This window comes from Niveispirillum sp. KHB5.9, from assembly GCF_048066115.1.
GTDB lineage: Bacteria > Pseudomonadota > Alphaproteobacteria > Azospirillales > Azospirillaceae > Niveispirillum.
Map to the genome: position 1 here is coordinate 184,187 of NZ_JBLTYX010000005.1, position 26,250 is coordinate 210,436.

General features: G+C 64.9%; 24 protein-coding genes. 3 read left to right on the top strand and 21 right to left on the bottom strand.

Annotation, left to right across the window (positions count from 1 at the left end; all coding sequences use genetic code 11):
• Positions 1-11: 11 nt before the first annotated feature.
• The 3 genes from ACM9HJ_RS11620 to ACM9HJ_RS11630 all read right to left on the bottom strand — a co-directional run bounded on the left by ACM9HJ_RS11620 (position 12) and on the right by ACM9HJ_RS11630 (position 3,412).
• Positions 12-752, bottom strand: coding sequence for a hypothetical protein (locus ACM9HJ_RS11620; RefSeq protein ID WP_416571888.1), 741 nt, complete (start codon positions 750-752; stop codon positions 12-14).
• A 169-nt stretch (positions 753-921) separates the two neighbouring features.
• Positions 922-2,058 (bottom strand): pentapeptide repeat-containing protein, encoded by a 1,137-nt coding sequence (locus ACM9HJ_RS11625; RefSeq protein WP_416571889.1) that lies wholly within the window; start codon positions 2,056-2,058, stop codon positions 922-924.
• 223 nt (positions 2,059-2,281) lie between these two features.
• The gene (locus ACM9HJ_RS11630; protein ID WP_416571890.1) at positions 2,282-3,412 is read right to left on the bottom strand and encodes a pentapeptide repeat-containing protein; all 1,131 of its coding nucleotides are present in this window, start codon (positions 3,410-3,412) and stop codon (positions 2,282-2,284) included.
• A 212-nt stretch (positions 3,413-3,624) separates the two neighbouring features.
• Between ACM9HJ_RS11630 and ACM9HJ_RS11635 the strand changes: the two genes are divergently transcribed.
• A complete protein-coding gene (locus tag ACM9HJ_RS11635; protein WP_416571891.1) occupies positions 3,625-4,152 on the top strand; it encodes a lysozyme in 528 nt (175 codons plus the stop codon).
• Positions 4,153-4,158: 6 nt separating this feature from the next.
• Here the strand turns inward: ACM9HJ_RS11635 and ACM9HJ_RS11640 are convergent, their stop codons facing one another.
• Positions 4,159-5,016: a TolB family protein gene (locus ACM9HJ_RS11640; protein ID WP_416571892.1), complete on the bottom strand. Its 858-nt coding sequence runs from the start codon at positions 5,014-5,016 to the stop codon at positions 4,159-4,161.
• A 102-nt stretch (positions 5,017-5,118) separates the two neighbouring features.
• On the opposite strand from ACM9HJ_RS11640, the gene ACM9HJ_RS11645 reads away from it, so the two are divergent.
• Positions 5,119-5,994: a LysR substrate-binding domain-containing protein gene (locus tag ACM9HJ_RS11645; RefSeq protein WP_416571893.1), complete on the top strand. Its 876-nt coding sequence runs from the start codon at positions 5,119-5,121 to the stop codon at positions 5,992-5,994.
• A gap of 112 nt (positions 5,995-6,106) precedes the next feature.
• Here the strand turns inward: ACM9HJ_RS11645 and pal are convergent, their stop codons facing one another.
• Both pal and ACM9HJ_RS11655 read right to left on the bottom strand, forming a co-directional pair.
• Positions 6,107-6,628, bottom strand: coding sequence for a peptidoglycan-associated lipoprotein Pal (gene pal / locus ACM9HJ_RS11650; protein ID WP_416571894.1), 522 nt, complete (start codon positions 6,626-6,628; stop codon positions 6,107-6,109).
• A 179-nt stretch (positions 6,629-6,807) separates the two neighbouring features.
• Positions 6,808-7,386: a YqgE/AlgH family protein gene (locus tag ACM9HJ_RS11655; RefSeq protein WP_416571895.1), complete on the bottom strand. Its 579-nt coding sequence runs from the start codon at positions 7,384-7,386 to the stop codon at positions 6,808-6,810.
• A gap of 160 nt (positions 7,387-7,546) precedes the next feature.
• Between ACM9HJ_RS11655 and ACM9HJ_RS11660 the strand changes: the two genes are divergently transcribed.
• Positions 7,547-8,029 (top strand): peroxiredoxin, encoded by a 483-nt coding sequence (locus ACM9HJ_RS11660; RefSeq protein WP_416571896.1) that lies wholly within the window; start codon positions 7,547-7,549, stop codon positions 8,027-8,029.
• A 653-nt stretch (positions 8,030-8,682) separates the two neighbouring features.
• On the opposite strand, the gene ACM9HJ_RS11665 is transcribed toward ACM9HJ_RS11660, so the two are convergent.
• From ACM9HJ_RS11665 to murD, 15 genes are all read right to left on the bottom strand, one after another.
• Complete coding sequence (locus ACM9HJ_RS11665; protein WP_416571897.1) at positions 8,683-9,630, bottom strand: hypothetical protein; 948 nt, start codon at positions 9,628-9,630, stop codon at positions 8,683-8,685.
• Positions 9,631-9,683: 53 nt separating this feature from the next.
• Positions 9,684-11,384, bottom strand: a complete 1,701-nt coding sequence (gene recN, locus ACM9HJ_RS11670) for a DNA repair protein RecN (protein ID WP_416571898.1) — start codon at positions 11,382-11,384, stop codon at positions 9,684-9,686.
• 31 nt (positions 11,385-11,415) lie between these two features.
• Positions 11,416-12,177: an outer membrane protein assembly factor BamD gene (locus ACM9HJ_RS11675; protein ID WP_416571899.1), complete on the bottom strand. Its 762-nt coding sequence runs from the start codon at positions 12,175-12,177 to the stop codon at positions 11,416-11,418.
• A gap of 232 nt (positions 12,178-12,409) precedes the next feature.
• Positions 12,410-13,219, bottom strand: a complete 810-nt coding sequence (locus tag ACM9HJ_RS11680) for a substrate-binding periplasmic protein (protein WP_416571900.1) — start codon at positions 13,217-13,219, stop codon at positions 12,410-12,412.
• 311 nt (positions 13,220-13,530) lie between these two features.
• On the bottom strand, positions 13,531-14,424 hold the full coding sequence (gene lpxC, locus ACM9HJ_RS11685; RefSeq protein WP_416571901.1) for a UDP-3-O-acyl-N-acetylglucosamine deacetylase: 894 nt from the start codon (positions 14,422-14,424) through the stop codon (positions 13,531-13,533).
• 442 nt (positions 14,425-14,866) lie between these two features.
• A complete protein-coding gene (ftsZ, locus tag ACM9HJ_RS11690) occupies positions 14,867-16,549 on the bottom strand; it encodes a cell division protein FtsZ (protein ID WP_416571902.1) in 1,683 nt (560 codons plus the stop codon).
• A 113-nt stretch (positions 16,550-16,662) separates the two neighbouring features.
• Entirely contained in the window at positions 16,663-17,943 is a 1,281-nt protein-coding gene (gene ftsA / locus ACM9HJ_RS11695; protein ID WP_416571903.1) for a cell division protein FtsA, read from the bottom strand.
• A gap of 12 nt (positions 17,944-17,955) precedes the next feature.
• Complete coding sequence (locus ACM9HJ_RS11700) at positions 17,956-18,876, bottom strand: cell division protein FtsQ/DivIB (protein ID WP_416571904.1); 921 nt, start codon at positions 18,874-18,876, stop codon at positions 17,956-17,958.
• Positions 18,864-19,799, bottom strand: a complete 936-nt coding sequence (locus ACM9HJ_RS11705; protein WP_416571985.1) for a D-alanine--D-alanine ligase — start codon at positions 19,797-19,799, stop codon at positions 18,864-18,866. The genes ACM9HJ_RS11700 and ACM9HJ_RS11705 overlap by 13 nt, the downstream gene beginning before the upstream one ends.
• Positions 19,800-20,038: 239 nt before the next feature.
• A complete protein-coding gene (gene murB, locus ACM9HJ_RS11710; protein WP_416571986.1) occupies positions 20,039-20,986 on the bottom strand; it encodes a UDP-N-acetylmuramate dehydrogenase in 948 nt (315 codons plus the stop codon).
• 2 nt (positions 20,987-20,988) lie between these two features.
• Positions 20,989-22,413 carry a UDP-N-acetylmuramate--L-alanine ligase gene (gene murC, locus ACM9HJ_RS11715; protein WP_416571905.1) on the bottom strand — a complete coding sequence of 475 codons (1,425 nt, stop codon included), beginning with the start codon at positions 22,411-22,413 and terminating at the stop codon, positions 20,989-20,991.
• Between the two features lie 3 nt (positions 22,414-22,416).
• The gene (locus ACM9HJ_RS11720; RefSeq protein ID WP_416571906.1) at positions 22,417-22,620 is read right to left on the bottom strand and encodes a hypothetical protein; all 204 of its coding nucleotides are present in this window, start codon (positions 22,618-22,620) and stop codon (positions 22,417-22,419) included.
• Positions 22,617-23,723: an undecaprenyldiphospho-muramoylpentapeptide beta-N-acetylglucosaminyltransferase gene (gene murG, locus ACM9HJ_RS11725; RefSeq protein WP_416571907.1), complete on the bottom strand. Its 1,107-nt coding sequence runs from the start codon at positions 23,721-23,723 to the stop codon at positions 22,617-22,619. Before murG ends, ACM9HJ_RS11720 begins: the two co-directional genes overlap by 4 nt.
• Positions 23,720-24,844 (bottom strand): putative lipid II flippase FtsW, encoded by a 1,125-nt coding sequence (gene ftsW / locus ACM9HJ_RS11730; protein WP_416571908.1) that lies wholly within the window; start codon positions 24,842-24,844, stop codon positions 23,720-23,722. The genes murG and ftsW overlap by 4 nt, the downstream gene beginning before the upstream one ends.
• Positions 24,845-24,846: 2 nt before the next feature.
• Positions 24,847-26,244, bottom strand: a complete 1,398-nt coding sequence (murD, locus tag ACM9HJ_RS11735; RefSeq protein WP_416571909.1) for a UDP-N-acetylmuramoyl-L-alanine--D-glutamate ligase — start codon at positions 26,242-26,244, stop codon at positions 24,847-24,849.
• Positions 26,245-26,250 lie beyond the last annotated feature (6 nt).

Sequence of the window (26,250 nt, forward strand, 5' to 3'; positions counted from 1 at the left end):
ATTAAGGCGGATCAAGGGCCGCGACCGCCCCCACCCGGCGGACCGCCGCCGCCGCCGCCGGGCCGGCCGCCACCCATGCCGCCAGGGCCGCCACGCATCGGCCGCTCATTATAGGCGGTGACGGCGCCGGCATGGATTTCGGCCAGGCTGGTGCGGCCATCCTTGTCGGTGTCCAGCGCCTTCAGCCGTTCCAGGGCCAGGGTTTCCAGCTCCGCCGGTGTCACCCGGAAATCCAGGTTGCGGTCGGCCTCCATCACCTTGTCCGCCCCGGCCCCACCGCCCATCATGCCGCCGCGACCGCCGGCCCCACCGCCATCACGCGGCGGGGGCGGGCGGTCACCGCTTTCGCCGCCGCCGGGCGGCCCCCCTTCCGGTGGCGGCCCGCCGGGGCGGTCAGGTCCAGCCCCGCGCAAGGCTGCCTGTTTGGCCAGGCGGTATTCGCCCAGCTCGCGGGAATTGATCGCCCCATCCTTGTCGCCATCCACTTGCTTGAAGAAGCGGGCGATGTCGGGCTTCAATTCGTCCGGTGACAGCAAGCCGTCGTGGTTGGCGTCCAGGCCCTTGGCCCAGTCCACGACGATGGCGGCATAGGCGGCCTCGTCCGGGGCCATGCGGCCCAGCGGTTCCCCCGCCAGTGACAGCGGTGCCCGCCCCATCAACGGGCGGCCACCCCTCGGCCCCCCGGGCGGCCCGTCGGCATGGGACGAACAGGCGGGAAGCAGCAGCAGGGTGGCAAGGGCGAGATGACGCATGACCGGAACCTTCGTGGTTTCCGGCTTACACGGGCATCGTCAGCGGGTGCTGTCGTTCGAGCTGTTTCCGGCTGGCCGGAAACAGCTCCGGCGGCGACTGCCGCCGCGCCGCCCATGCGGCGTGAAGCCAAGCCGCGGATGCGGCGCCGGCGTTTGAGGAACACGAAAGTTACGCAACGCCTTCCGGCAGGGTGCAGTCGCGCAGCTTCAGGCCTTGCAGCCTGTCCACCGGTATCATCACGCCGGTGAAATCCACCCATTCGATGGCGGCGTCACGCAGACGCACCGGCAGGGCACCACCGCCGCGCAGCAGGAGATCCTCCATATTGGCGGCCTCCAGGATGGTGTTGCGCAGGGTGGCCCCCTCGAACCCGGCGCCGCGCAGGTCGCTGCCCGACAGGTCGGCATAGGCTAGGTTGGCGCCACCGAAATCGCTGGCCGCCAGCTTGGCATGGGAAAGCTGCGCACCCGACAGGTCGGCCCCGCGGAAGGACATGGCCGACAGCTCGCGCCCGCGCAGGTCCACACCCTTCATCTTGCGGCCGGTGAAATCGGCACGGCTGCCCACCTTGCCGCCACTATCCACCCATTCCTCATGCGCGCCGACGATACGGTCGATCTCCGCCAGATTGTTCAGATGCTCGGTGAAGGCCGGCAAGCCATGGAACAGGCGCCGCGTCGTGTCATCCACCGTGAAGGTGGCGTCCTTGATATCGGCATGCAGGAAGCTGGCGCCCTGCATCTTGGCACCCAGCAGCACCACGCCCTGCAGGTCGCTCTCGCTGAAATCGGCATTGGCCAGGTTGGCGTTGCGCATGTTGACGCCGCGCAGGCGCACCTTGCGCACCACGGCATCCTCCAGCGACGCCTCCTCCAGATTGCAGAAGGACAGGTCGGTGACGAACTCCCGGCTCACCGCCTCCTGCCCCGGCCGGTGCAGGGTCAGATTGCCCATGCGCATGTCGCTGCCGGTCAGTTTGGCCTGGGCCAGATCTGACTTGTAGAAACGGGCACCGCGCAGGTTGGCGCGGGTGAAATCGCAATGTTTCAGGTTGGACCCGATGAACAGGCTGTTGGCCAGGTCCGCTTCGCGGAACTTGCAGCCCTCCAGGTTGGTCTGCGACAGGTTGCAGGCCAGCAGCGTGGATTGCGACAGGTTGAACCCTTTCAGCTGCACGCCTTCCATGCTGGCCAAGCGCAATTCCAGCCGCTTTCCGCCCTTGTTCTTCAGGAACAGGGAATGCATGGCCAGATGCGTGGTCAGGTCGGTGCGCGCGGAACCGGTATCAGGGGTTGGTGCTGCCATGAACATTCGGTCGTATGCGGTTTTGCTATGTCGTGGCCGGACGATGACTGCCCACGCCGCGTACAGGATAGTGGCGTGTTCAATAGCAAAAGAAAATGATTAATAAGTTAATATTGCGGATACTAAAGGATATATCGATCCGCTGGCAGACGGCCTCGTGGTTGGACGTTCAGGGCTGGTTTGTATCAACTTTCAACAATATCAACTTGATGGCGGTCCCGGCTCACGCCTCTTCCGGCATGCGGCATTCGCGCAGGACGGCACCGGAAAGTTGTTCCGGCGTGATCACGCACTGCTCAAAACTTGTCCATTCGATGGAGGCGCCGGCGAAGCGGATGGACAGCTTGCCGCCGCCGCGCAATTCCAGGTCACCGAAATCCGCGCCATCGACAATGGTGTGCAGCAGACGGGAATTCTCCATGCCGGCACCACGCAGATCGGCGTTGGACAATTCCGCATAGGCCAGCGTGGCACCGTTGAAATCGGCGGCGGCCAGGCGGGCATGGGCCAGCTTGGCCCCCGTCAGGTCGGCACCCCGGAAGGACACGGCCGACAATTCGCGCCCGCGCAGATCGACACCACGCAGGGCCATGCCGGCGAAATCGGCCCGCGCGCCGGCCCGGCCACCGGAATTCACCCATTCCTCATGTGCGGCGACGATGCGGTCGGTCTCGCGCAGATTGCCCAGATGCTCCTCGAATGCCGGGTTGCCGGCGAACAGGCGCCGCGTCTCGTCATTCACGGTGAAGACGGCGTTCTTGATATTGGCGCCGGTGAACTTGGCCCGGTCCATGGACGCACCCAACAGCACCACGCCCTGCATGTCGGCACCGGACAGGTCGGCACCCGACAGGTCGGCATTGCGCATGTTCACGCCGCGCAGGCGCACATTGTGCAGCACCGCGTCCTGCAACGTCGCCTCCTCCATGTTGCAATAGGAGAGGTCGGTGGTGAATTCGCGCTGCTTGGCCACGCCGCCGCTGTTCAGGGTGATGGACCCGACGCGCATGTCGGACCCGGTCATCTTGGCCTGCTGCAGGTCCGACTTGTAGAAGCGGGTGCCGCGCAGGTCGGCGCGGGTGAAATCGCAATGTTTCAGGTTGGCGCCGATGAACAGGCTGTTCGACAGGTTGGCCGCCTGAAAGCTGCACCCCTCCAGGTCCGTATAGGACAGGTTGCAGGCCAGCAGCAGGCATTGCGACAGGTCGAAATTGTTCAGCTTGATGCCGGACAGGTTCTGCAGGCGCATCTCCAGCCGCTTGCCGGCATGGCCGCGGGCGAAAAGCGTGTGCTGGGCCAGCATGACCTGCATGTCATGCGACGGCAACGTATGGGCGCTCTGCGGCTTGTTCATCGTACCGGGGGCTGCTTGATCTGATGTCACATTCGACTATGCCATACACCTTGTCATCGGTAATCCACCAACATCTCCATGCGGTCCCAGCCAAAAGGCATATCACGCGCTCCATGCCCCCGGACAAGGGGCGGGGCGGAAGATTCTTGACGTCTGCGTGCGGAATATGTTCCTAGTATCATTCAAGGTCATAGCCTATGGAAAAATCCGAAATGGCAAATACGATCAACGGAGCAACCGTCGGTCTGGTGAAGCAGTTCGAGGGCCTGGGGGATGGCGACAAGGACAAGCCTGGCCTGCAACCCTATATATGCCCCGCAGGCTACTGGACCATTGGTTATGGCCGCGTCGTGCGCGGAACGGACGGCCGCATGTTCAAGGGGGAGGTGGACCGCAAGGCCGCCAACGCCGTCTATCCGAACGGGATCGACGAGCCGCAGGCGTCGGCCTTCCTGGCCGAGGATCTGTCCGGGGTGGGGCGGCAGGTGGCGGGCAAGGTGAAGGTGGGGCTGACCGACAACCAGTTCGGGGCCTGCGTGTCGTTCGTCTATAATATCGGCATCGGCGCGTTCGCGGCCAGCACCCTGCTGAAGAAGCTGAATGCCGGCGATTATGCCGGGGCGGCCGACCAGTTCCTGGTCTGGAACAAGACCACCGATCCACGCACCGGTCAGAAGGTGGCCCTGGCCGGCCTGACCCGCCGCCGCCAGGCCGAACGCGGCCTGTTCCTGACGGCTTGAGGCGGGTCAGTCGCAGCGCGGCGGCCAGGCGGGATCGGCATCGGGGGACAGGTCGGCCAGGAATATCTCCCCCGACCGGTCGCCATGGGCTTGCGCGAACAGCAGGCGCCTGCCGTCGGGCGACAGGCTGGGGCCGACCTGGAACACATCACCCCGCGCCGGTACCCGGCCCGATGGCGCCCATCGGTCCCCGTCACGCCGGTAGAGATGAAGGTGGGAACGGTCGCCACGGTCGGCGACCACCACCAGGGTATGGCCGTCGCGCGATATCTCCGCCTCATACTCCACGCCCTCGCCATTGACGGGGCTGTCCAGGCGGGTGACGCGCCAGCCGCCGGGCGCCGCCGGGTCGGGTTCCGCCACATGGATCTCGCTGCTGCCGCTGCGGGCTGATCCGAAGTAAAGCCGGCCTTGCCCGTCCAGGCGCGGCAGCAGTTCCGACGCGGGGGAATTCACCGGGGCCGGCAGCCGCTGCGGCGGTCCCCACCTTCCGTCCGCCTGCCGGTCGACATGCCAGATGTCGAAATCATCCCCGCCCGGTGCATGGCGGGTGGAGATGAAATAGAGCCGTTTGCCGTCCGGTGTCACGAAGGGGTCGGCATCCATGGCGGGCGGGGCGGCGGCGAACGGCACCGGCACTGGGGGCGACCATCCCTTGTCCGTGCAGGTGGATTGCAGCAGGCGGTAACGGGCGAAGCCCGGATCGGCCCGCATGAAATAAAGCGTGCGGCCGTCGGGGGTGAAGCTGGGCGTGGCCTCATATTCGCCCGACATCAGGGCGGGTGGCGTCCAGGGTTGCAACCCGTCCGCCAGCGCCAACCCGCCCAGCAGCAGCACGGATAATCCCAGCCCGACGACACGCATCGCTTCCCCTCCCAACATCCATGTTCGGGATAGCGCGGAAAGGCCATGGCCAAAAGCGAGCTTTGCTTGGGGTTCATGTTAAGCTGTGCTTAATATCGGGGCATGAGAAGCCGCCTGCCGTCGCTGGAAGCCCTGCGCTATTTCGAGGCCTGCGCCCGCCACGCCCATGTGACACGGGCGGCCGATGAATTGGGCGTGACGGCGGCGGCCCTCAGCCTGCGCATTCGTACCCTGGAACGCGAGCTGGGCATCGACCTGTTCCGGCGCACCGGTCCCCGCATCGCCTTGACACCGGCTGGCGAGGGGCTGGCCGTGCGCATGGCGGAGGCGCTGTCCATCATCCGCGCGGCGGTGATGGCCTGCCGGGCCGCGCCGGAGCCGATCCGGGTGACGGCAGCCCCGACACTCGCAAGCCGCTGGCTGCTCTCCTGTCTGGAGCGGTACAGCCGTTTGCCCGACGCTGTGCCGGTGACGCTGGATGTGTCGGTGGAGACCCGGGCGGCGGGGGATTTCGATGTGGCCCTGCGCAGCGGCGGTGGCGACTGGCCGGGCCTGATGGCGGAACGGCTGTTCGCGCTGGAAGGCACACCAATGCTGAGCCCGGCGCTGGCGGCGGAGCTGCGCCTGACGGGGCCGGGCGATCTGTCGCGCTGTCCTCTGATCCCGGATGATCGCTGGCCGGACTGGCTGTATCTGGCCGGTGTGGCCGGCGGCATGGGGCCGCGTGTGGCGACGACCTTTCCCACGCAGGAAATGGCGACCGGTGCGGCCCTGGCCGGTACCGGGGTGGCGCTGCTGTCGCCGACCCTGTTCGCGCCGCTGCTGGCGCAGGGTCAGCTGGTGCAGCCCTTCGATATCGTGCTGTATGGCCCCGGCGCCTGGTTCCTGGCCTGGCGGCCGGAACAGGCGGGGCCGTCCGTGCGCGGCCTCGTGGCGCTCATCCTGGGGATGGCCCGCGAAGCCGCGCCAGAGGCATGAGGTTTGGCTCATGCCTCTGGAGGCCGGCGACCGCCGGCCCGGCACCCTATGGTGCCGTAGCCAAGCCGCCGGATGGCGGCGCCCGGCGCCTGAGGGAGCATGCGACTGGCGTTTAGTTCACAACACTGACCGCACGGCGGTTCTGGGCCCAGACATCGGCGGACGAGCCGGCCACGGCCGGGCGTTCCTTGCCGAAGGACAGGGTCTGCAGGCGGCTGTTGTCGATACCGGCGGCGGCCAGATAGCGCTGGACGCTGGCGGCGCGCTTCTGGCCCAGGGCCAGGTTGTATTCACGCGTGCCGCGCTCGTCGCAATGACCCTCGATCGTCAGGGTGATGGAAGGGTTGGCGCGCAGCCATTCGGCTTGCTTGTCCAGGGTGGCGGCACTTTCCGGCGACACTTCGAACTGGTCATAGCCGAAGAACACCCGGTCGCCGATCTGCGCCAGTTGCTGCTGCGGCGACAGGTTGGAATTCAGGTTGGACTGGTCCACCGTGCTGGTACCGGCCGCATTGCCGGGGAACGGCGTGGTATAGCCGCCGGCGGTGCTGGCTTCCTTGTCCTTGTCGCTGACGGAGGAGCAGGCGGCCAGCAGCATCAGGGGTGCCAGCAGCAGAAGATTGGTGCGTTTCATCTCTTGATCTCTCATTCCCAGATGTTTCCCGCCGGTACTCATAACGACCGGCGGCCCCATATCATCCAAACCCCTGATTGCGGCGGGACTTGGACCAAAGCCGGGCCTGTCTTGGGCATCGGGCCGGGCATGGGGTGGAAGGCACCATTGCACGGATCATTATGTGTGTGACGGCCTGTTCAGGCGTGGCCGATATCCGCCGACAGCATGGACAGGTTGATGCCCAGCTTGGCCAATGCTTTTTCCCATTTGCCGTCCAGTTCGGGATCGAACAGGATGGAACTGTCGGCCGGAGCATGCAGCCAGCCATTCTGCTGCATCTCCTGGTCCAGCTGGCCGGGGCCCCAGCCGGCATAGCCCAGGGCCAGGATGGCCCGTTCCGGCCCCTGTCCCTCCGCCACGGCGCGCAGGATGTCTACCGTGGCGGTCAGCACCACCCCGTCATCGACGGGCATGCTGCCCTCGCGGTTATAGTCGCCGCTGTGCAGGACGAAGCCGCGCCCCGATTCGACCGGGCCGCCGAAATGCACCCGCAGCTCGCGCGCCGGGCTGGTGATGTCGATATCCAGCTGATGGAGAAGGCTGGTGAAGGTGATGCCATCGAACAGCCGGTTCACGACCAGCCCCATGGCCCCTTCCGCGCTATGGGCGCAGATATAGATCACGGTCTTTTCGAACCGCGGGTCCGGCATCTGCGGCATGGCGATCAGCAGATGGCCGGTCAGGGAGGTCAGGGCTTTCTTGCCGGACTGCGGCATGGGCGGTGCCTGGCTGTCGGAACGGAACCTTGATCATAGCAGCCGTTAATGTCGGAAGGGTGCATTTTCGACATTTGCCCTTTTGCTTGTCGTGCCGTCGGGTGTGGCCTAGAAACGGCACATAGGTTCCATCAAACATCCCCCTGGGGAGGAGAAGCAGATGAGCGTGAAGGTTGGCGACCGCATCCCGTCGGTCACCCTGAAGCACCTGACCGAATCCGGCATGCAGGAGGTCAGCACCGACGATCTGTTCAAGGGCAAGAAGGTGGTGCTGTTCTCCGTGCCCGGCGCCTTCACCCCCACCTGCTCGGCCAAGCACCTGCCGGGCTTCGTCGACAATGCCGAGGCCTTCAAGGCCAAGGGCGTGGAGGACATCGTCTGCATGGCGGTGAACGACCCGTTCGTCATGCAGGCCTGGGGCAAGCAGAACAATGTGGCCGGCAAGGTCACCATGCTGCCCGACGGCAACGGCGCGCTGGCCAAGGCCCTGGGTCTGGAAATGGACGGCACGGCCTATAATCTGGGCCACCGCAGCCAGCGCTTCGCCCTGGTGGCCGAAGACGGCGTCGTCACCCGCCTGGAAGTGGAAAAGCCCGGCGCCTTTGAGGTGTCGAGCGCGGAGTACATTCTGAAGAATCTGTGATTGAGCGGGGGCGGACCTAGTCCATTCCCGATCCCAGTTGTAGCAACCATTCTTCAAATGGGAAGGTCGCTACAACTGGGATAATAATCTAAAATGCCGCGCGACCTTAATGACTAAGAATGGCCATCTATATTCTGTATTCTTCTTTAAATAGATAGTATGAACGCTTGGTTATCATTAGGAAGTTGAGTAAAAAATGCAAATATACATAAGAGCATATTGCCGTCGCGTATGTGGATTTTTTATCCAATGCGTAAAGTAAAATAAATATTGCCAAAGAAATACAACAGAATAATATTAAATACGATATGTTAGAATTTAGATGGCCTAACACTTCTTTCCTGAGATCTAATTTGTCCTGGAGGTTATTTTTTTCTGCATCACTCAAATCACTTAAGGATAAATCCCAGCGGCGTAAATGAATGGAAAATATTGCGACCTGGATATTGAGAAGTAGGGCAATAAATATCCCAAAGAACGTAATTGATACGTTGTATGATTCTTGCTTTACGCAAAAATCAAGTAAAAATATTAATGGAACCAATATACCTGGTAGTGCATAAAATAAAAGAATATCAAAAATAGACATCTTTCCTCTCCCAAACTCTGAAAGAGTTTTGAGATGGTCATTTATTATTCCTATTACGTTGAATTTAATCATTGAGACCCCTCAGGGTCTGCATGATCCCAGAAAGAAGGTCTCGTGACTCTTCTCGGATTGAGGAAAACTCTGGATGCCCGTCTGGTCCTCTTGTGACTTCATCGGTGATATCAATAAATCCGACTTCCTCGTCTGACCCTATCACACCAACTCGCCGCTTTCTATTCTTGTACTTAACTTCAGCGTATAGTTTGCTGAACTCAATATCTTTGAACACAAGTGCACCTTCCTTTTTTGTAGATGCACCCATAATATCTTTAAGGCGTCCAAGAATCTGGCGACGTTTACTGCTAATGTTGATTTCGACATTTACAGATTCTGGCGATACTCCCGTGTATTCTTCTATAATATCTCCACTAACTCCCTTAGTAACAAAAGTCATTTTTGTCACCGGGAGATTTGCGAATGGATTTGTCTCGCCATCTGTAGGCATGACCTTCTTATAAAATATCGCAAACCCTTCATTTTCTTCTTCAAAATCCCTCTTAAATTTTGCCATAATAAGAGAAATACATGATTTTCCACCAAAAGACTGAAAAACAAAGAACCCTGCCCCCTCTGTTTTCGGAATTAGAAGTTCATAAAAAAGGGGTATTTGCTCAATATCATCAACTGCACGATGAAATTTCTCATCTCGCGTTTCGGAATCAATAATTGTACTAGTGAATCCAAAACTCCCATAATGAATTAAACCACAACTACTTCCGAGCCCATCGCTCTCCTTTTCCTCTAAAAACCAAGTTCTTTCAAGGTCGTCGCTTCTATTGATGCTGGAATTTAATTCAACAAAATTCTTAACGAAATTGGCGCCCTTTAATTTGACTCTGCGACCGTTAATAGAGTGCGGTTGACCCTGATAGAAAGTTTCAATTCTGTATATGCGTATGGTGACAGCGTTAGCCATTTTATGACTCAATATGAAGGCTTCGGATGCCCCCATTTATATCCCAAAAGTCAGTAGTTGGCTATATGCGGTACCACAAGATCAACCATTTAGATAAATGTACTGGAGTCTCGCTCCCCCCGCCCGGCCAGCAGGCTTTCCGCCGCGGCGCGCGCGGCCTGGGTGATCTCGGCACCCGACAGCATGCGGGCGACCTCTTCCAGCCGTTCCTGCGCCGACAGGGTCACCACCTCGGTGGCGGTGCGGCCGCCGGCCACCTTCTTGCGGACGTTCCAGTGATGGGCGCCGCGGGCGGCCACCTGCGGGCTGTGGGTGACGACCAGGACCTGGAGGTCATGCTGGCCCAGCCGGGCCAGACGCTCCCCGATGGCATCGGCCACGGCCCCACCCACACCGGTATCGACCTCGTCGAACACCAGGGTCGGCACGGTACCCACCTGGGCCAACACCACTTTCAGCGCCAGCATGAAGCGCGCCAGCTCACCGCCGGACGCGATCTTGGCCAGCGGGCCCGGCGGGGTGCCGGGATTGGTGGCGACCTGGAAGGCAATATCGTCGATGCCCGACGCGCTCCACCCGTCCTCGCCCAGCTGTTCCACCTTGGTGGCGAAGCGGGCCTTTTCCAGGCGCAGCGGCTTCAGCTCAGCCGCCACGGCCTGATCCAGCTTGGATGCCGACTTGGACCGGGCGGATGAGAGTACCTTGGCCGCTTCCAGGTAATTGGCCTTGGCCACCCCGGCCTGCGTCGCCAGCTTGGCCAGCAGATCGCCCTGATCCTCGATCAGGTTCAGCTTGGCGGCCATCGACGCGCGCAACCCGACAAGGCCATCCACATCGGTACCATGCTTGCGGGCGGCCCCGCGGAGCGCGAACAGCCGCTCCTCGATCTTGTCCAGGTTGCCGCCGCCGCCATCCATGTCGGCCGCGAAGCCCTGAATGGCACGCGAGGCTTCGCCCACCTCGCTCGCGGCCTGATCCAGGACGCTGATGATCGGGTCCAGACGGCCGCCGGCCTTGTCGGCGATGCGCGACAGGGTGCGGAGCGCACTGGCGAGCGCCCGTTCGGCCCCGCGTTCGCCCGACAATTCGGTCGATGCCTGGGTCAGGCTGTCGATCAGCTTTTCCCGGTGCTGCAGCACAGTGCGCTGCTCGGCCAGCTTGGTTTCCTCGCCCTCCTCGGGCGAGAGCTGGTCCAATTCCTCCACCGCGTGGCGGAGATAGTCCTCTTCGGCGCGGGCACGGGTTGCATCGGCGGCGGCGGTCAGCCTTGCCTGCTCCACCTGCCGCCAGGCCCGCCAGCTTGCCGCCACCTTCTGCCCCTGCACCGATAACTGGGCGTAATCGTCCAGCAGGTCGCGATGGGTGCGGGGGTCCAGCAGGCCATGCGTGTCGAACTGGCCATGCACCTCGACCAGCGTCTCGCCCAGCCGGCGCAGCAGGGTGACACCCACCGGCTGGTCATTGACGAAGCAGCGGGAGCGGCCGTCATTGGTGAGCGTGCGGCGGATGACCAGCGTATCCTCCACCTCCAGCTCCTGCTCGCGCAAGATGGCGAAGGCGGGATGGTCACCACGGCGGCCCAGATCGAACTCGGCCGTCACGCTGGCCTGTTCGCTGCCATGGCGGACCAGCGAACTGTCGCCGCGCGCACCCAGCGCCAGACCCAAAGCGTCCAGCAGGATGGACTTGCCGGCCCCGGTCTCCCCGGTCAGCACGCACAGGCCCGGCTGGAACGCCAGCGTCAGGCGTTCGATCAGGACGACGTCGCGGATCGACAGGGTGACAAGCATGGCGCAGCCGGGCGATGGGGAAGAAAAGGGATCAGAACAGCCAGTCGACGGCCCGCGTGAACAAGGACGGCTTCTCGCCGCGCTCGCTGCGGTTCATCAGGGCATAGGTGTCCTGGTACCAGACGGAGCCGGGGTAATTGTGGCTGAGCAGGGCAGCATTGGCCTGCGCCTCTTCCCGGATGCCCAGGGCCAGATAGCTTTCGACCAGGCGGTGCAGGGCTTCCGGCACATGGCTGGTCGCCTGATATTCGTCGATCACGCGGCGGAAGCGCTTGATGGCGCCCATATATTCGCCGGTGGCCAGATAGAAGCGCCCGACCTCCATGTCCTTGCCGGCCAGATGATCGCGGGTCAGGTCGATCTTCAGGCGGGCGTCGCGGGCATAGGGGCTGGTGGGGAAGCGGCGGACCACTTCCTGCAAATTCTTCAGCGCCTCATACGTCGTGCCCTGGTCGCGGCGGACGTCGCTGATACGCTCGTAATTGCACAAGGCCTTCAGGTAGAAGGCATAGGCCGCGTTGCGGTTGCCGGGATGCAGCGCGATGAAGCGGTCCAGCGTGGTGATCGCGTCATCGTAGCGCAGCGCCTGATAATGCGAATAGGCGGCCATCAGCTGCGCACGCACGGCCCATTGGCTGTACGGGTGCTGGCGTTCGACCTCGTCGAACAGCAGGGCCGCCTTGGTGTAGTTGCGATTGTCGATGGCGTTGGCCGCTTCGGAATAGATCTGTTCGACCGGCCGCTCGACATAGGGCAGCTCGTCCTTCTTGCCCGAGCAGGCGGCGAGGAACATGAGGGCGACCGGTGCCAAATGGCGAAGGACACGGGCGCGGCGGTTCTGACGTTCGGTGCGGAGCATCGGCAAAGACAACCAAGCAGCAAGCATGAATGCGGGATGCCTTATAGCACGCACGGGACCGCGACCGCCAAGCGGCAAACGTCACAGGCATGCACGCAAAGGCGCTTTTCGCGGAAGATGGGGGTGAATCCTGGCGGAACCATGGCGGTGGCGGGTGGGCTTGACCCTATTTGGCGCGGGGGCGTGCGGCTTCCAGGATTGACTCCGGCCTTCCCCGTGCCAGTCCCTGGTTGAAGCGGTGGCGCAGCACCTCGCCTTCCGCACCGGGGCGGAAACAGACATGCAAGGTCTTGTCCTCCAGGATGCGGGCATTGAACCGCAACCGGTCGCGAAGATGCCGCAGGTCGGGATCGCTGGACAGAAGGTGGGCCAGGACATTGGCGTCGATCACCGCCAGGTCCAGCCGGCCGGCAGCCAGCTTGCGCAGGTTGGTGGCATCATCCACGGCCGGTTCCACGCCCAGGCTGCCATCGGCGGCGGCCCGGTCGAAAGCGTCGGTATTGACATAACCGCGCACGGTGCCGATGCGCCGGTCCTTCAGGTCGCCAAGGCCGCGCCATGTGACAGGCGCTTCCACCCGCTCGGCAAAGCCCAGCGGGCTGCTGCCGATCGGGTCGGACAGCAGGCAGCGCCCGCCTTCCAGCCCGGCGCTGGCATATTCGGGGTAATAGCCGGCATAGGCGGCGTCGCGCAGGCCAGTATGGACGGCGCGCTGCCAGGGCAGGAAATCCACGTCCAGCGCCATGCCGGCCGTGGCCAGCGTGCGCGCGATGATGGCCGTGGACAGGCCCTGGTTGGTCAGGGCCGCACCGCTGAAGGGCGGCCATTCAAGACTGGTCAACCGGATGGAGGCGGGCAGGGTGGGGGAATCGGCCCGCGCGGCATCAGGCGCCAGACAGGTGATCAGCAACAGGAAAGCCGCCGCCAGACCCCGCAGGGTGGCGCGTTCGGGGCAGGGCATCGGCCGTCGCGTCATCGATCACCTTATGAACGGTGACGATAATGCCGGTTGGCGGGTGCCGGGCCAAATGAACATCCTGTGAAAGGGGGGGCTGCGGGCTTTATCTTGGGTTGCCCCCCCCCTTTGTCATCCCGGCGAAAGCCGGGACCCAGGGGCCACAGGATCAAACCTATACGCAGCTTGAATGAATCAGCTGAGAGGTCGGGCGCTGGGCCCCTGGGTCCCGGCTTTCGCCGGGATGACGAGGAAGGCGCTTCCACTTAAATCCGACACCACTACGGATCGCACCCAAAGGGTACCCGGTCGGGGCGGCTTCGGGGTGTCGGTTACGCCACGGCGGCGCGGTCGGTCCAGACTTCCGCATCCTCACGGCGCCAGGCATTGGCGTCGGCGAACAGGGCGCGCAGGACGGCGTTGTTCATGGCATGGCCGGGGCGCAGGCCCTGGAAATGGCCCAGGATCTGGCCACCCGCCAGATAAAGGTCACCCACGGCGTCCAGGATCTTGTGGCGGATGAATTCGTCCCCATGGCGCAGCCCGCCGGGGTTCAGCACGCGGTCGCCATCGATGACGATGGCATTGTCCAGCGACCCGCCCAGGCCCAGGCCGGCCTTGCGCATCTGCTCCACCTCATGGGCGAAGCCGAAGGTGCGGCAATCGGCCACTTCCGCCTTGAAGGCACCGTCGGTCAGGCGCAGGAAGCCTTCCTGCCGGCGGATCAGGGCGGTGTTGTCATAGACGATTTCGGCGCGGAAGCTGCTGACCGGGGCGGGCGACAGGCTGACGACCTTGTCGCCATCCTGCACGCGCACCTCTTTCAGCACGCGGATCAGGCGGCGCGGCTGGTCCTGCACCTTGATGCCGGCGCATTCGATCAGGAAGACGAACGGGGCGGCGCTGCCATCCATGATCGGCAGTTCCGGCGCATCGACCTCCACCACGGCATTGTCGATGCCAAGGCCGCGCAATGCGGCCATCAGATGTTCGATGGTGCCGATGGTCGTGCCCTGCTCGTTCTTCAGCAGGGTGCACAGGCGCGTGTCAGCCACCAGATCCCAACGGGCGGGAATCACGGCGCGATCCGCGGGCACATCGGTGCGGATGAAGACGATGCCATGATCCACGGGCGCCGGCCGCAGGATCATGCGAACGCGACGGCCCGTATGCAGGCCGACACCGGCGCAATGGATGGTCGTGTTGAGCGTCTGTTGCCAGGACATGGGCTTGTCCCTTTCCAAGAATTCGACAGTAACGCCCCCTGATACGAAAAGCCAGCGACCGGCCCCACATGACAGGCCCCTCCCTTCGTGGGGGGAACCGGATGGGGGTGCAGCGCCATCCCACCTGCGCTGCAATGCGGTACTGCTGATCTCCGCATCGTGAAAATGCCAGAGATTCCGTCCAGCTTCAAATCACTCTTTATTACCGATTGTTACGAAACACATGGGTAAGTGCCTGAAACCCCATCACAATTTTGTCGCAATTGTGGCAAGTGCCCAAAAGCAAGGGGCCGGTCCCCGCCGGGCCGGCCCCTTGTGCACTGCGATAAGCACTTGATTTTGAACGAAGTTCAGATTTTCGTGTTCCCTCAGGCGCCGGGCCGGCCGTCGCCGGCTTCCATCGGCATGGGGTAAAAACCCATGCCGATGGCACGCATCATACTCAATTCGCCTGGCGGCGCAGGAAGGCGGGGATGTCCAGCATTTCCTCTTCGCTCTGGGCGGCCTTGGGGCGCGGGGCCTGCTCGGCCTGGGCGACCGGCTGCGGGGCCGGGGCGGCCTGGCGGGCCTGGGCATGGAACTGCGGGGCGGGTTGCGGTGCCGGGGCCGGCATGCGCGGGGCGGCCGGGGCGGGCTGCGGCGAACCACCGCCGAACAGCTTGGAGAACAGGCCGCGCTTTTCCGGCTGCGGGGCCGGGGGCACGAACCGTTCCGGGGCCGTCGGCTGGGCGCTGCGCGGCGCACCTTCGGCCGCACGCGGCGGGATGAAGGCGTCGTCGCGACGGGCCGGGGCGGCCGGACGCATATCCACGGGGCGCAGTTCATGCGCCGGCTGCGGCGCGGGTGCCGTGGCTGCGGCCATGGCGGCAGCGGCCTGGACCTCGGCGGCGGGCTCTTCCATGACCGGGGCCGGGGCGGGCGCCTCGGCGATGGCGGCACCCGGCATCGGGGCCGGCTGCATCGGCGCGAAGGCCGGTGCGCCGGGGATGGCGGCGGGCTGTAGGCTGGGGCGGGCCGGGATCGGGTTGGACACGGCCGCCGGGATGCTGGCGACGGCCGGGGCCGGCGTCGGGGTAGCGGCGGCCGGCGCCGGGGCGACGCGGCGGCCCGACACGACCTGCAGGGACGGCTGGCCGACCGGCGGGCGCATCTGCACGGCATTGTCGATGCCGGTGGCGACGACAGAGACCCGCATCTTGCCCGACATGTGCTCGTCGAAGGTGGAGCCGAAGATGATGTTGGCTTCCGGATCGACCTCGTCGCGGATGCGGTTGGCGGCCTCGTCCACCTCGAACAGGGTCATGTCATGACCGCCGGTGATGTTGATCAGCACGCCGCGCGCGCCCTTCATGCTGATATCGTCCAGCAGCGGGTTGTTGATCGCGGCTTCGGCGGCGTCGATGGCGCGGCGATCGCCCTCGGCCTCGCCGGTGCCCATCATGGCCTTGCCCATCTCGCTCATCACGGTGCGGATGTCGGCGAAGTCCAGGTTGATCAATCCTGGCATGACCATCAGGTCGGTCACGCCGCGCACGCCGGCATGCAGAACGTCATCGGCCATCTTGAAGGCGTCGGCGAACGTCGTCTTCTCGTTGGCGATGCGGAACAGGTTCTGGTTGGGGATGATCAGCAGCGTGTCGACATACTGGGCCAGTTCGGCGATGCCGCTCTCGGCCGTGCGCATGCGGTGCGCGCCTTCGAAATTGAAGGGCTTGGTCACCACGCCGACGGTCAGGATGCCCTGTTCACGCGCCGCACGGGCGATGACGGGGGCGGCACCGGTGCCGGTACCGCCGCCCATGCCGGCGGTGATGAAGCACATGTTGGTGCCCGACAGATGGCCCAGGATCTCTTCCAGCTGCTCTTCCGCTGCCGCCCGGCCCACATCGGGGCGCGATCCCGCACCCAGGCCGCGGGTGATGGTGGAGCCCAGCTGCACCCGCTTGTTGGCCAGATTGCCCTGCAACGCCTGCGCGTCGGTGTTGGCCACCACGAACTCGACCCCTTCCAGCGCGGAACGGATCATGTTGTTGACGGCGTTGCCACCGGCACCGCCGACACCGAACACGGTGATGCGGGGCTTGGTCTGCACTTCGACGCTGGGGATACCGAGTTTGATGCTCATGACGGGTGTCTCCTCTGGCGGGGGGAGGGAAATCGGGAAAGGCGGCTTGTGTTCGAGATCAGGCTTGGGCTGCCGTCATCGGCGGGCGCGGGGCCTGCGGCATGGTCTTCGGGTCATAGATTCTCCCGCAGCCAGCCATTGACGCGGCCCCACAATCCTGAGGATTTCTCAGGTGCCGGGGCCAGCGCCGGCATTTCGTGGTTCTGCTGCATGGCATAGGCCAGCAGCCCTGCGGCCGATGCGAAGGCCGGGCCGGAGACATTGGTGGCCAGCCCGCCGATACGCAGCGGACGGCCCAGGCGGACCTGCTTGTCCAGCACATTGGCGGCCAGTTCGCGCACGCCCGACAGCTGGCTGGCGCCACCGGTCAGGACCACACGGCGGCCGGCGGCCTTGGCGAAGCCGGACTGATCCAGGCGGCCATGCACCAACTCGAAAATCTCTTCCATGCGCGGCTGGATGATGCCGACCAGCAGCGATTTCGGCACATGGTTGGTCTGGCCGCGCTCCTCCTCCCCCACCTGGGGGACGTCGATCATCTCGCGCTCGTCGGACACGGCGGACACGGCGGAGCCGTACAGGGTCTTCAGGCGCTCGGCCTGGGCCACCGGCGTGGTCAGGCCACGGGCGATGTCGTTGGTGACATGGCCGCCGCCCAGCGGGATGCTGTCGCACCAGACCATCTTGCCGTCATTGAACACGGCCATGCTGGTGGTCCCGCCGCCCATGTCGATGACGGTGACACCCAGCTCCATCTCGTCCTCGACCAGGCAGGACAGGCCGGCGGCGTACGGGCTCATCACGAAGCCCTCGACCCCCAGATGACAGCGGCCGACACAGGTGGACAGGTTGCGCACCGGGCCGGCCGCGGCCGTCACCACATTCATGCGCACGCCCAGCCGCTCACCGACCATGCCCCTGGGATCGCGGATGCCCTTGGTGCCGTCGATGGCATAGCCGACGGGGATGGAATGGATCAGTTCGGCATCGGCCGACACGTCAAGCTTGCGCGCCTCGTTCAGGGCCCGGCGCACGTCGCCGTCACCGATCTCCGCTCCGTTCACGGCGGTTTCGGCGACCAGGATCTGGCTTTCCGGCTGGCCGCCCGACAGGCTGACCAGCACCTCGCGGATCTGTTCGCCGGCCATGGTCTCGGCGGCATGCACGGTGGTGCCAATGGCGGTTTCGGCGGCTTCCATGTCGACGATGCCGCCGGAGCGCACGCCGCGGCTGATCTGGTGGCCGATGCCGACCACGCGGATACTGCCCGGATCATCGACCTTGGCGATGAAGCAGACGATCTTGCTCGACCCCACATCCAGAGCGGCGATGGTGCCGCCGCGAGGGACCTTGCGCGATTTGGTACGGGTATTGAGGGCGCCGGGAAATGCCATGATCTCGAGCCCTCAGGTCTTCTGCTTTTTTTCGGGGGGCTTGCGGCGGATGTCGGCCGCAGCGGCGGAGGTTTGGATCGACAGGCGGTCGGGGATGCGCAGGTCGATGGCGACCACATCCTTGCCCAGCACGTCGTTGGTCTGCTGCACCATGGCCAGTTGGCGCAAGGCCTCCGGCACGTCATGTTCGGGCAGACGGATATCCACACCGTTCTTCAGCCGCAGGTCCCAGCGGCGCCCGCCGACCAGCACGGCGGCTTCCACCATCTGGCTGATCATCGGTTCCTTGGCCAGCATGTGCAGCAGGGCCGGCCCGCGCTTGGGCGCGTCGGGACCGACCAGCAGCGGCAGGTTGGGCCACTTGGACAGGTCGCTGGCCGTCAGCACGATGCCGTCGGCGTCGATCAGGCGCATCTGCCGGTCCTGCTGCCACAGGGCCATCGGCTCGCGCTCGACGATGGTGATGGCGATCGTGTCGGGCAGGCGGCGCTCGACGCGGGCCTGACGGACCCACGGAATCTGTTCCAGTGCGGTGCGCGCCTGATGCGGGTCGAAGGCCAGCATCGGTGCGCCGCGGCGGATTTCCAGTGCTGCCAGCAGGTCGGCGGGTGCCGCCTTCTCACGGCCCACCACCGTCACATCCTGTACCGACAGGCCGGCATCGACGCTGGCTTCCAGCACCTTGTCGGTGGCGGCATGGGTCAGCATCTGGGCGTAACCGGTGCCCCAGCCCCAGGCGGCGATGGCGGCCAGCACCAGTACGGGGGCGGCGCGACGGCCGATCTTCATCGCCGGTTCGGCCCAGCGCGGCAGGGCGCGGCGGCGGTTGGCCTCCTGTGCTGCGCGCAGGGTGGCGCGCTTCGTCGTTTCCGCAAAGCGGGCGCGGGGATTGTCGGGTGCTGTCGGCGGGGCGGTGGGCGTTACGCGTGGCATCTGGCGTGCTCCACAATCCAGGCGCAGAGATCGGCGTAGCTGATGCCCAGCGATGCCGCCTGTTCGGGCAGCAGGGAGGTGGGCGTGAAGCCCGGCTGGGTGTTGGTCTCCAGAAAGCACAGGCCGGTGACACCGGGTTTGCTGTCGTCCCAGCGGAAATCGGAGCGCGACACGCCGGAACAGCCCAGCACCTGATGCGCCAGCAGCGACAGGCGCTTGGCGTCGGCCGCCACATCGTCGGGGATCTGCGCCGGGCAGACATGGACGGAACCACCGTCGGCGTACTTGGCCTCGTAATCGTAAAAGGCGGTCTTGGGCACGATCTCCGTCACCGTCAGGGCGCGATCGCCCATCACGCCCACGGTCAGTTCGCGGCCGGGGATGAACTTCTCCACCAGCACGCGGCGGCCATAGACCCAGCTATCCTCTTCCAGCACCGTGAAATTGTCGCTCTCGCGCACGATGCGCACGCCCACACTGGAACCCTCGTCCACCGGCTTCACCACATAGGGCGGGGCCATGACATGGCCGGCCAGGACCTGTTCCTTGGTGGCGATGACGCCTTCGGCCACCGGCATGCCGACGGTGGCCAGGATGCGCTTGGTCAGCACCTTGTCCATGGCGACGGCGGATGCCATGACGCCGGAATGGGTATAGGGCACGCCCAGATATTCCAGCACGCCCTGGATCAGCCCATCCTCGCCACCCTTGCCATGCAGGGCGTTGAAGACGACGTCGGGGCGCGGGCTCAGCGCCGCGACCAGGCCTTCCAGGTCGCGCTGCACATCAATGGCGGTGACGGTGTAACCTTTGCTCTCCAGCGCCTCGGCGATACGGGAGCCGCTGACCAGGGACACTTCGCGCTCCGCAGACCACCCGCCCAGCAGGACGGCGACATGCTTGGAACGGTTCTCCGTGCCCATCGAAACAGACTCCCCCTTGGCCGGCGCGTGGTGACGCGTCGCCATCCCTGCCGGGCTTTCCGGCAACTTTCGCGATAACGCAAGATGTGGTGTGAGGTGGCCCCAGCCTTCCCACAAGATTCGGTGTAAGCGACGGATTACGGGGCCGCAAGCAACAAAATGGCGTGCTTTTAAAAAAGCGACTCGGGGTACCGCCACCTGTTGCAGCGGAGACTCACATTTGAAAGCGGCGGTGACATTCATGACTCACCCCCGTTCGAACGGGGTAGTCCGATCCGGCGTATTTCCCAGCGCAGATCGACGCCGCTGTTGGCTTTGACGCGGGCGCGGACCTCCTCACCCAGCGATTCGATATCGTGCGCCGTGGCGTCGCCCAGGTTCAGCAGGAAGTTGCAGTGCTTCTCGCTGATCTGCGCGCCACCGATGGTCAGGCCGCGGCATCCGGCGGCATCGACCAGCTGCCAGGCCTTGTGGCCGTCCGGGTTGGCGAAGGTGGAACCGCCGGTGCGGGCGCGCACCGGCTGGCTGTCGGCACGCGCCTGCTGGATGCCCTCGATCCGCGTCTTGATGGCGACGGGATCGTCTTCGGTGCCGCGGAAGACGGCGCGGGTGAAGATCACATCCTCGGGCACACCGCAATGGCGGTAGGTCAGGTGCAGATCATCGCGGGAATAGGTCCGCAGCACGCCCCGGCGGTCGATGCCTTCCGCCCCGACAATGACATCCACCGTCTCCGCGCCATAGGCGCCGCCATTCATGCGCACGGCACCGCCAATGGTGCCCGGTATTCCCGACAGGAATTCCAGCCCGGCCAGCCCGGCACCCTGCGCCGTCAGCGCCACATTCAGGTCCAGCGCACCGGCACCGGCCATGATCCGGTCGCCCTCAACTGTGACCTCGGCAAAGGACCCACCCAAGCGGATGACCACGCCCGGCACCCCGCCATCGCGGACCAGCAGGTTGCTGGCCACGCCGATCACCGTGACCGGCACATCGGCCGGGCAATGCGCCAGGAAATAGGAGAGATCATCGACATCGGCGGGGCGGAACAGGGCCTCGGCGTTGCCGCCCACGCGGAACCAGGTGCTGGGGCCCAGGGCTGCGTCCGGGGTCAGGCGGCCGCGCAGTTCCGGTGCGGCCTGCCGCAACCGTCCGACCAGCGCCTCTCCGTCCAGCACCCGTTCCATGGTCAATCGCCCCCCTGGTTCAGGGTGGCGAGCTTGTCCAGCTCACCCGGCAGGGCATTGGCCCATTGCGTGATGGTGCCGGCACCCAGGCACACCACCATGTCGCCCGGCTTGGCCATGTCGCGGATCAGGCTGGGCAATGCTGCGGGGCTGGCCAGGGCCGTAACGCTGCGATGGCCGCGCACGCGCAGGCCCTCCACCAGATCGTCGCGCGACGCACCCTCGATCGGCTGTTCACCGGCGGCATAGACGTCGGCGACGATCACATCGTCAGCATCGTTGAAGCAGGTGCAGAAATCGGCGAACAGGCTCTGCAGGCGGCTGTAGCGGTGGGGCTGGACCACGGCGATGGTGCGGCCGGTGCCGGCCATACGCGCGGCCTTCAGCACGGCGGCGATTTCCACCGGATGGTGGCCGTAATCATCGATGACCACGACGCCGTTGCTCTCACCCGTCTTGGTGAAGCGGCGCTTCACGCCCATGAACTTGGCGTAGCTGGTGCGGATGCTGTCGTCGCTGATGCCCAGGCTGATGGCCACCGCGATGGCGGCCAGCGAGTTCTGGACATTGTGCAGCCCGTACATGGGCAGATGCACGCCGGTGATGGTGCGGGCCTCGCTTGCGGCGCGGTCGGTCAGTTCCACGTCGTAATAGCAGCCGGAAATGTTGGTCACGACATTGACGGCGCGCACATCGGCCTGCGGGCTGAACCCGTAGGTGACGACCCGGCGGTCGACGCGGCCCAACATGGCCTGCACCTCCGGATGGTCGATGCACAGGGCCGCGAAACCGTAGAAGGGGATGTTCTCCACAAACCGGTCGAAGGCCTTCCGCTCCTCCTCGAACGTGCCGTAATGGTCCAGATGCTCCGGATCCATGTTGGTGACGATGCCGATGGTGGAGGGCAGCTTGGTGAAGGTGCCGTCGCTCTCATCGGCTTCCACCACCATCCATTCGCCGCTGCCCAGTTTGGCGTTGGTGCCCAGCGAATTGATGATGCCGCCATTGATGATGGTCGGGTCCATCGACCCGCCCTCCAGCAAGGCCGCGACCATGCTGGTGGTGGTGGTCTTGCCATGGGTGCCGGCGACCGCGATCGACCATTTCAGGCGCATCAGCTCGGCCAGCATTTCCGCCCGGCGGACCACGGGGATCATGCCGGCGCGGGCCGCCACAACCTCCGGATTGTCCTTCTTCACGGCGGACGAGATCACCAGCACGGCGGCATCGCCCAGGTTTTCACCCCGGTGCCCGATCTCCACCTTGATGCCCAGCTTGCGCAGGCGCTGGACATTGTAATTGTCGGCCATGTCGCTGCCCTGCACGGCATAGCCCAGATTGTGCAGCACCTCGGCGATGCCGGACATGCCGATGCCGCCGATGCCGACGAAATGCAGGGTCCCGATGTTCAGCGGCAAAGCCCGCATGGGTCAAACTCCAAGGCGACGGGTGATGGTGGCGTAGTCATGGTGGAGACGCGGCGCGATTTTCCGTTCCATATCCGCAACAATTTGGGCTTTCAAAGGGCGATCGGGCGGCGTCACCGCATAGCGCGCCCGCGTCAGCCCGCCCAGCAGCAGCGGGTGGGCGCGTTCCAGGTCGGCCAGGGTGGGGTCGGTCATGGAAATGCTCATGCCACGTCCCCCTTCACCAGGCGTTCCACCGCATCGGCCAGCAGGTCGGCGGCATCCGGGATGGCCCAGGCCGCCGCCGCCTTGGCGGCGCCGCCCAGACGGGCTGGATCGGCTAGGAAAGCGGCCAATTGTTCCGCTACCGCAACGGGTGTGAAATCCTGCTGCGCCAGCTGCCAGGCACCGCCGGCATCGACCAGCGACTTGGCGTTCGCCGTCTGGTGGTCATCCATTGCGTACTGGTAGGGCACCAGCAGGGACGGGCGGCCAACCACCGACAATTCCGCCACTGTTCCGGCACCGGAACGGGCGATCATCATGTGGCAGCCGGCCAGCTTGGCCGGCATGTCCTTGAAGAAGGTGTTCAGTTCCGCCTCCACGCCCATCTGGGCATAGGCGCTGCGGGCGGCCTCGATATTCTCCGCCCGCGCCTGCTGCACGATCTTCAGCCGGTAGCGCACATCCTCCGGCAGCATCTCCACCGCGCGGGGCAGCACCTCACCGAAGATGGCGGCCCCCTGGCTGCCGCCGGTGACCAGCAGGTTCAGCGGCCCGCCGGCATAGGGGGCGGGGTAGGGGGCGTCGCGCAGGGCCAGGATGTCGGGACGCACGGGATTGCCGGTGCGCACCACGCGGCGCCCATCGGCGGCCCCCAGGCCGGCGACGTTGGGAAAGCTGGTGCAGATCATCCGCGCCTTGCCGGCAAGCAAGCGGTTGGCCCGGCCCAGCACGGCATTCTGTTCATGCAGCAGGGTGGGGATGCCGGCCATCTGGGCCGCGAACACCGTGGGCACCGACGGATAGCCGCCGAATCCGACCACCAGCGCGGGGTTCAACTCGCGCAGCAGCGACCGGGCCTGGGCCGTCCCGAACACCAGTTCCACCACCATCCGCACCTTGGCCCAAATGCCGGGGGTGGCCGTGGCGGCACGGATACGCTCCACCTTCACGTCGGGCAGATTGTCGCCGAACGCCTTGCCGCGCTTGTCGGTGACCAGGATGACCGAATGCCCGCGCGCGATCAGCGTGCGGGCAAGGGCTTCCGCCGGGAACATGTGGCCACCGGTCCCCCCGGCCGCCAGGATGATGGGGCGCGATGCCGTCATAGCGCCTCTCCCGGCCCGAACCGCTTGCGGGTCAAGGCCAGCACCATGCCCATGCCGATGCCCAAGGCGATGAGGGAGGAGCCGCCATAGGAGATGAAGGGCAGGGTCATGCCCTTGGTCGGCATCAGATGCAGGGCCGATCCCATATTGATCAGCGCCTGCAGACCGAACTGCATGGTCAGGCCGCTGGCCGCCAGCATCACGAACAGGCTCTGGTCGTTGGACGCGCGGGCGAAGCTGCGCAGGACGACGAAGCCGAACAGGCAGATGATGATCATGCAGGTGATCATCCCCATCTCTTCCCCGGCGACGGAGAAGATGAAGTCGGCATGGCTGTCGGGGATCGACATTTTCACGGTCCCCTGGCCGGGGCCGGTACCCCAGACGCCGCCCTTCTCGAACGCTTCCAACGACCGGGCCACCTGGTAATTGTCACCGGCGGCCGGGTCCAGGAAGCGGTCGATGCGGCTCTGCACATGCGGGAACAGGAAATAGGCGCTGATCAGGCCGCCGATGCCCAGCACGACGCAGGAGGCGACGAACACGATGGGCAAGCCGGCCAGGAAGAACTGGCCGAAGAAGATGCAGGTGATGACGAAGGTCTGGCCCAGGTCGGGCTGGCTCATCAGCAGCACGACGATCAGGCCGTAAAGCCCGATGACCACCGGGATGCCTGGCACATTCTCCTGCGTCCGGTGCAGGGCGAACAGCCAGGCGGCGACCACGGCGAAGGCCGGCTTCAGGAACTCCGACGGCTGTACGGACAGGCCGGGCAGTTGGAGCCAGCGGGTCGCCCCCTTGATCTCCATGCCGATGAACAGGGTCAGAAACACGCCCAGGGCCGCACCCAGGAACAGACCCACGGCCAGCCGGCGCACGCCCTTGGGCGACAGCAGCGAGACGGCGAACATCAGGCCCAGCGAGGGGATCAGCACCAGCAGGTGCTTTTCGATGAAATGGAAACTGTCGGTGCCGATGCGGGTGGCCACGGCGGGGCTGGCCGCCTGGACCAGCACCACGCCGATGGTGGCGATCAGGATCACCGCCGCCATGGTCCAACGGTCGACCGTCCACCACCAGCGGCCCAGGATCGAATGATCGGTACGGGAGAAGGACACCATGATCAGACGTTCTCCCCATCGCACAAGGCTCGGACGCGGGCGGTGAAATCATCGCCGCGCACTTCGAAATTCGGATACTGGTCGAAACTGGCGCAGGCAGGCGACAGCAGCACGACCGGATGGTCGCGCCGTTCCTGCCGCGCATGGGCGAAGGCCTCTTTCACCGCGACATCCATGGTGCCGCAGCGTGTATAGGGCACGCCGCGCGCGTCCAGCCATTTGGCGAATGCTTCGGTGGCGTCGCCGATCAGGAAGGCGTAGGCCACGGCGGGCATATATTCGTCCAACCCGTCCAGCCCGGTATCCTTGGCCTTGCCGCCCAGGATCCAGTAGATGGGGCGATAGCAGGCCAGCGCCTTGGCGGCGGCATCGGCATTGGTCGCCTTGCTGTCATTGACGAAGCGTACACCGTCGATCGTGCCCACCAGGCTCTGGCGATGGGCCAGACCGGGGAAGGTGCGCAGCCCGTCCAGGATATCGGCATGGTTGATGCCGGCCGACCGGCACAGGGCATAGGCGGCGGCCGCGTTCTGCCAATTGTGCTTGCCGGGCAGGGTGGGCAGGACGCGCAGGTCGGTCACCGGATGATGGTGCCCACCGCGATCATCGACCAGCACGCCATCCTCCACGCCGATCCCGTCGGGCACCGGGCCTTCGGCACTGATGCGGATCACCTTGCCGGGGAATTCGGCGTCCAGTTCCAGCGCCATCTTCGCGCAGTGCGGATCATCGATGCCGATCACCGCCACCTGGGTGCCTTTATTCAGCCCCTTCTGGAAAATGCGCTTCTTGGCCGCGATATAGCCATCCATGCCGCCATGACGGTCCAGATGATCGGGCGTGATGTTCAGCAGCACGGCGGCATCGAAGCCCAGCGACGGCGTCAGTTCCAGCTGATAGCTGGACATTTCCAGCACATAGACCCCGTCGGCCCCCAGCGGGTCGAAAGACAAGGCCGGAATGCCCAGATTGCCACCGACCTGCGTGGGCTTGCCGGTGCCGGCGATGATATGGGCGGTCAGGGCCGTGGTCGTGGATTTGCCGTTGGTGCCGGTGATGCCGACATAGGTGGCCTCAGCCCGCGCCTGACGCAGCAGTTCGACATCGCCGATGATCGGCACACCCGCCGCCTTGGCCCGTGCCGCCACCGGATTGGGCGTGGGCCAAGTGTGGGGGATGCCGGGCGACAGGACCAGGGCGTGCACGCCGGTGAAGTCGGCCTCGTGCAGGTTGGTCAGCGCGATCCCGGCCTCTGCCGCCGCCTTCTGCCCACCGGCGCCATCGTCCCAGGCCAGCAGGTCGGCACCCGCCTGCCGCAGGGCGCGGGCGGCTGTCAGGCCCGACCGCGCCAGGCCCATCACCGCTACCTTTTTGCCCTTCAGGTGGCCCAGGTCGATCATTCCGGC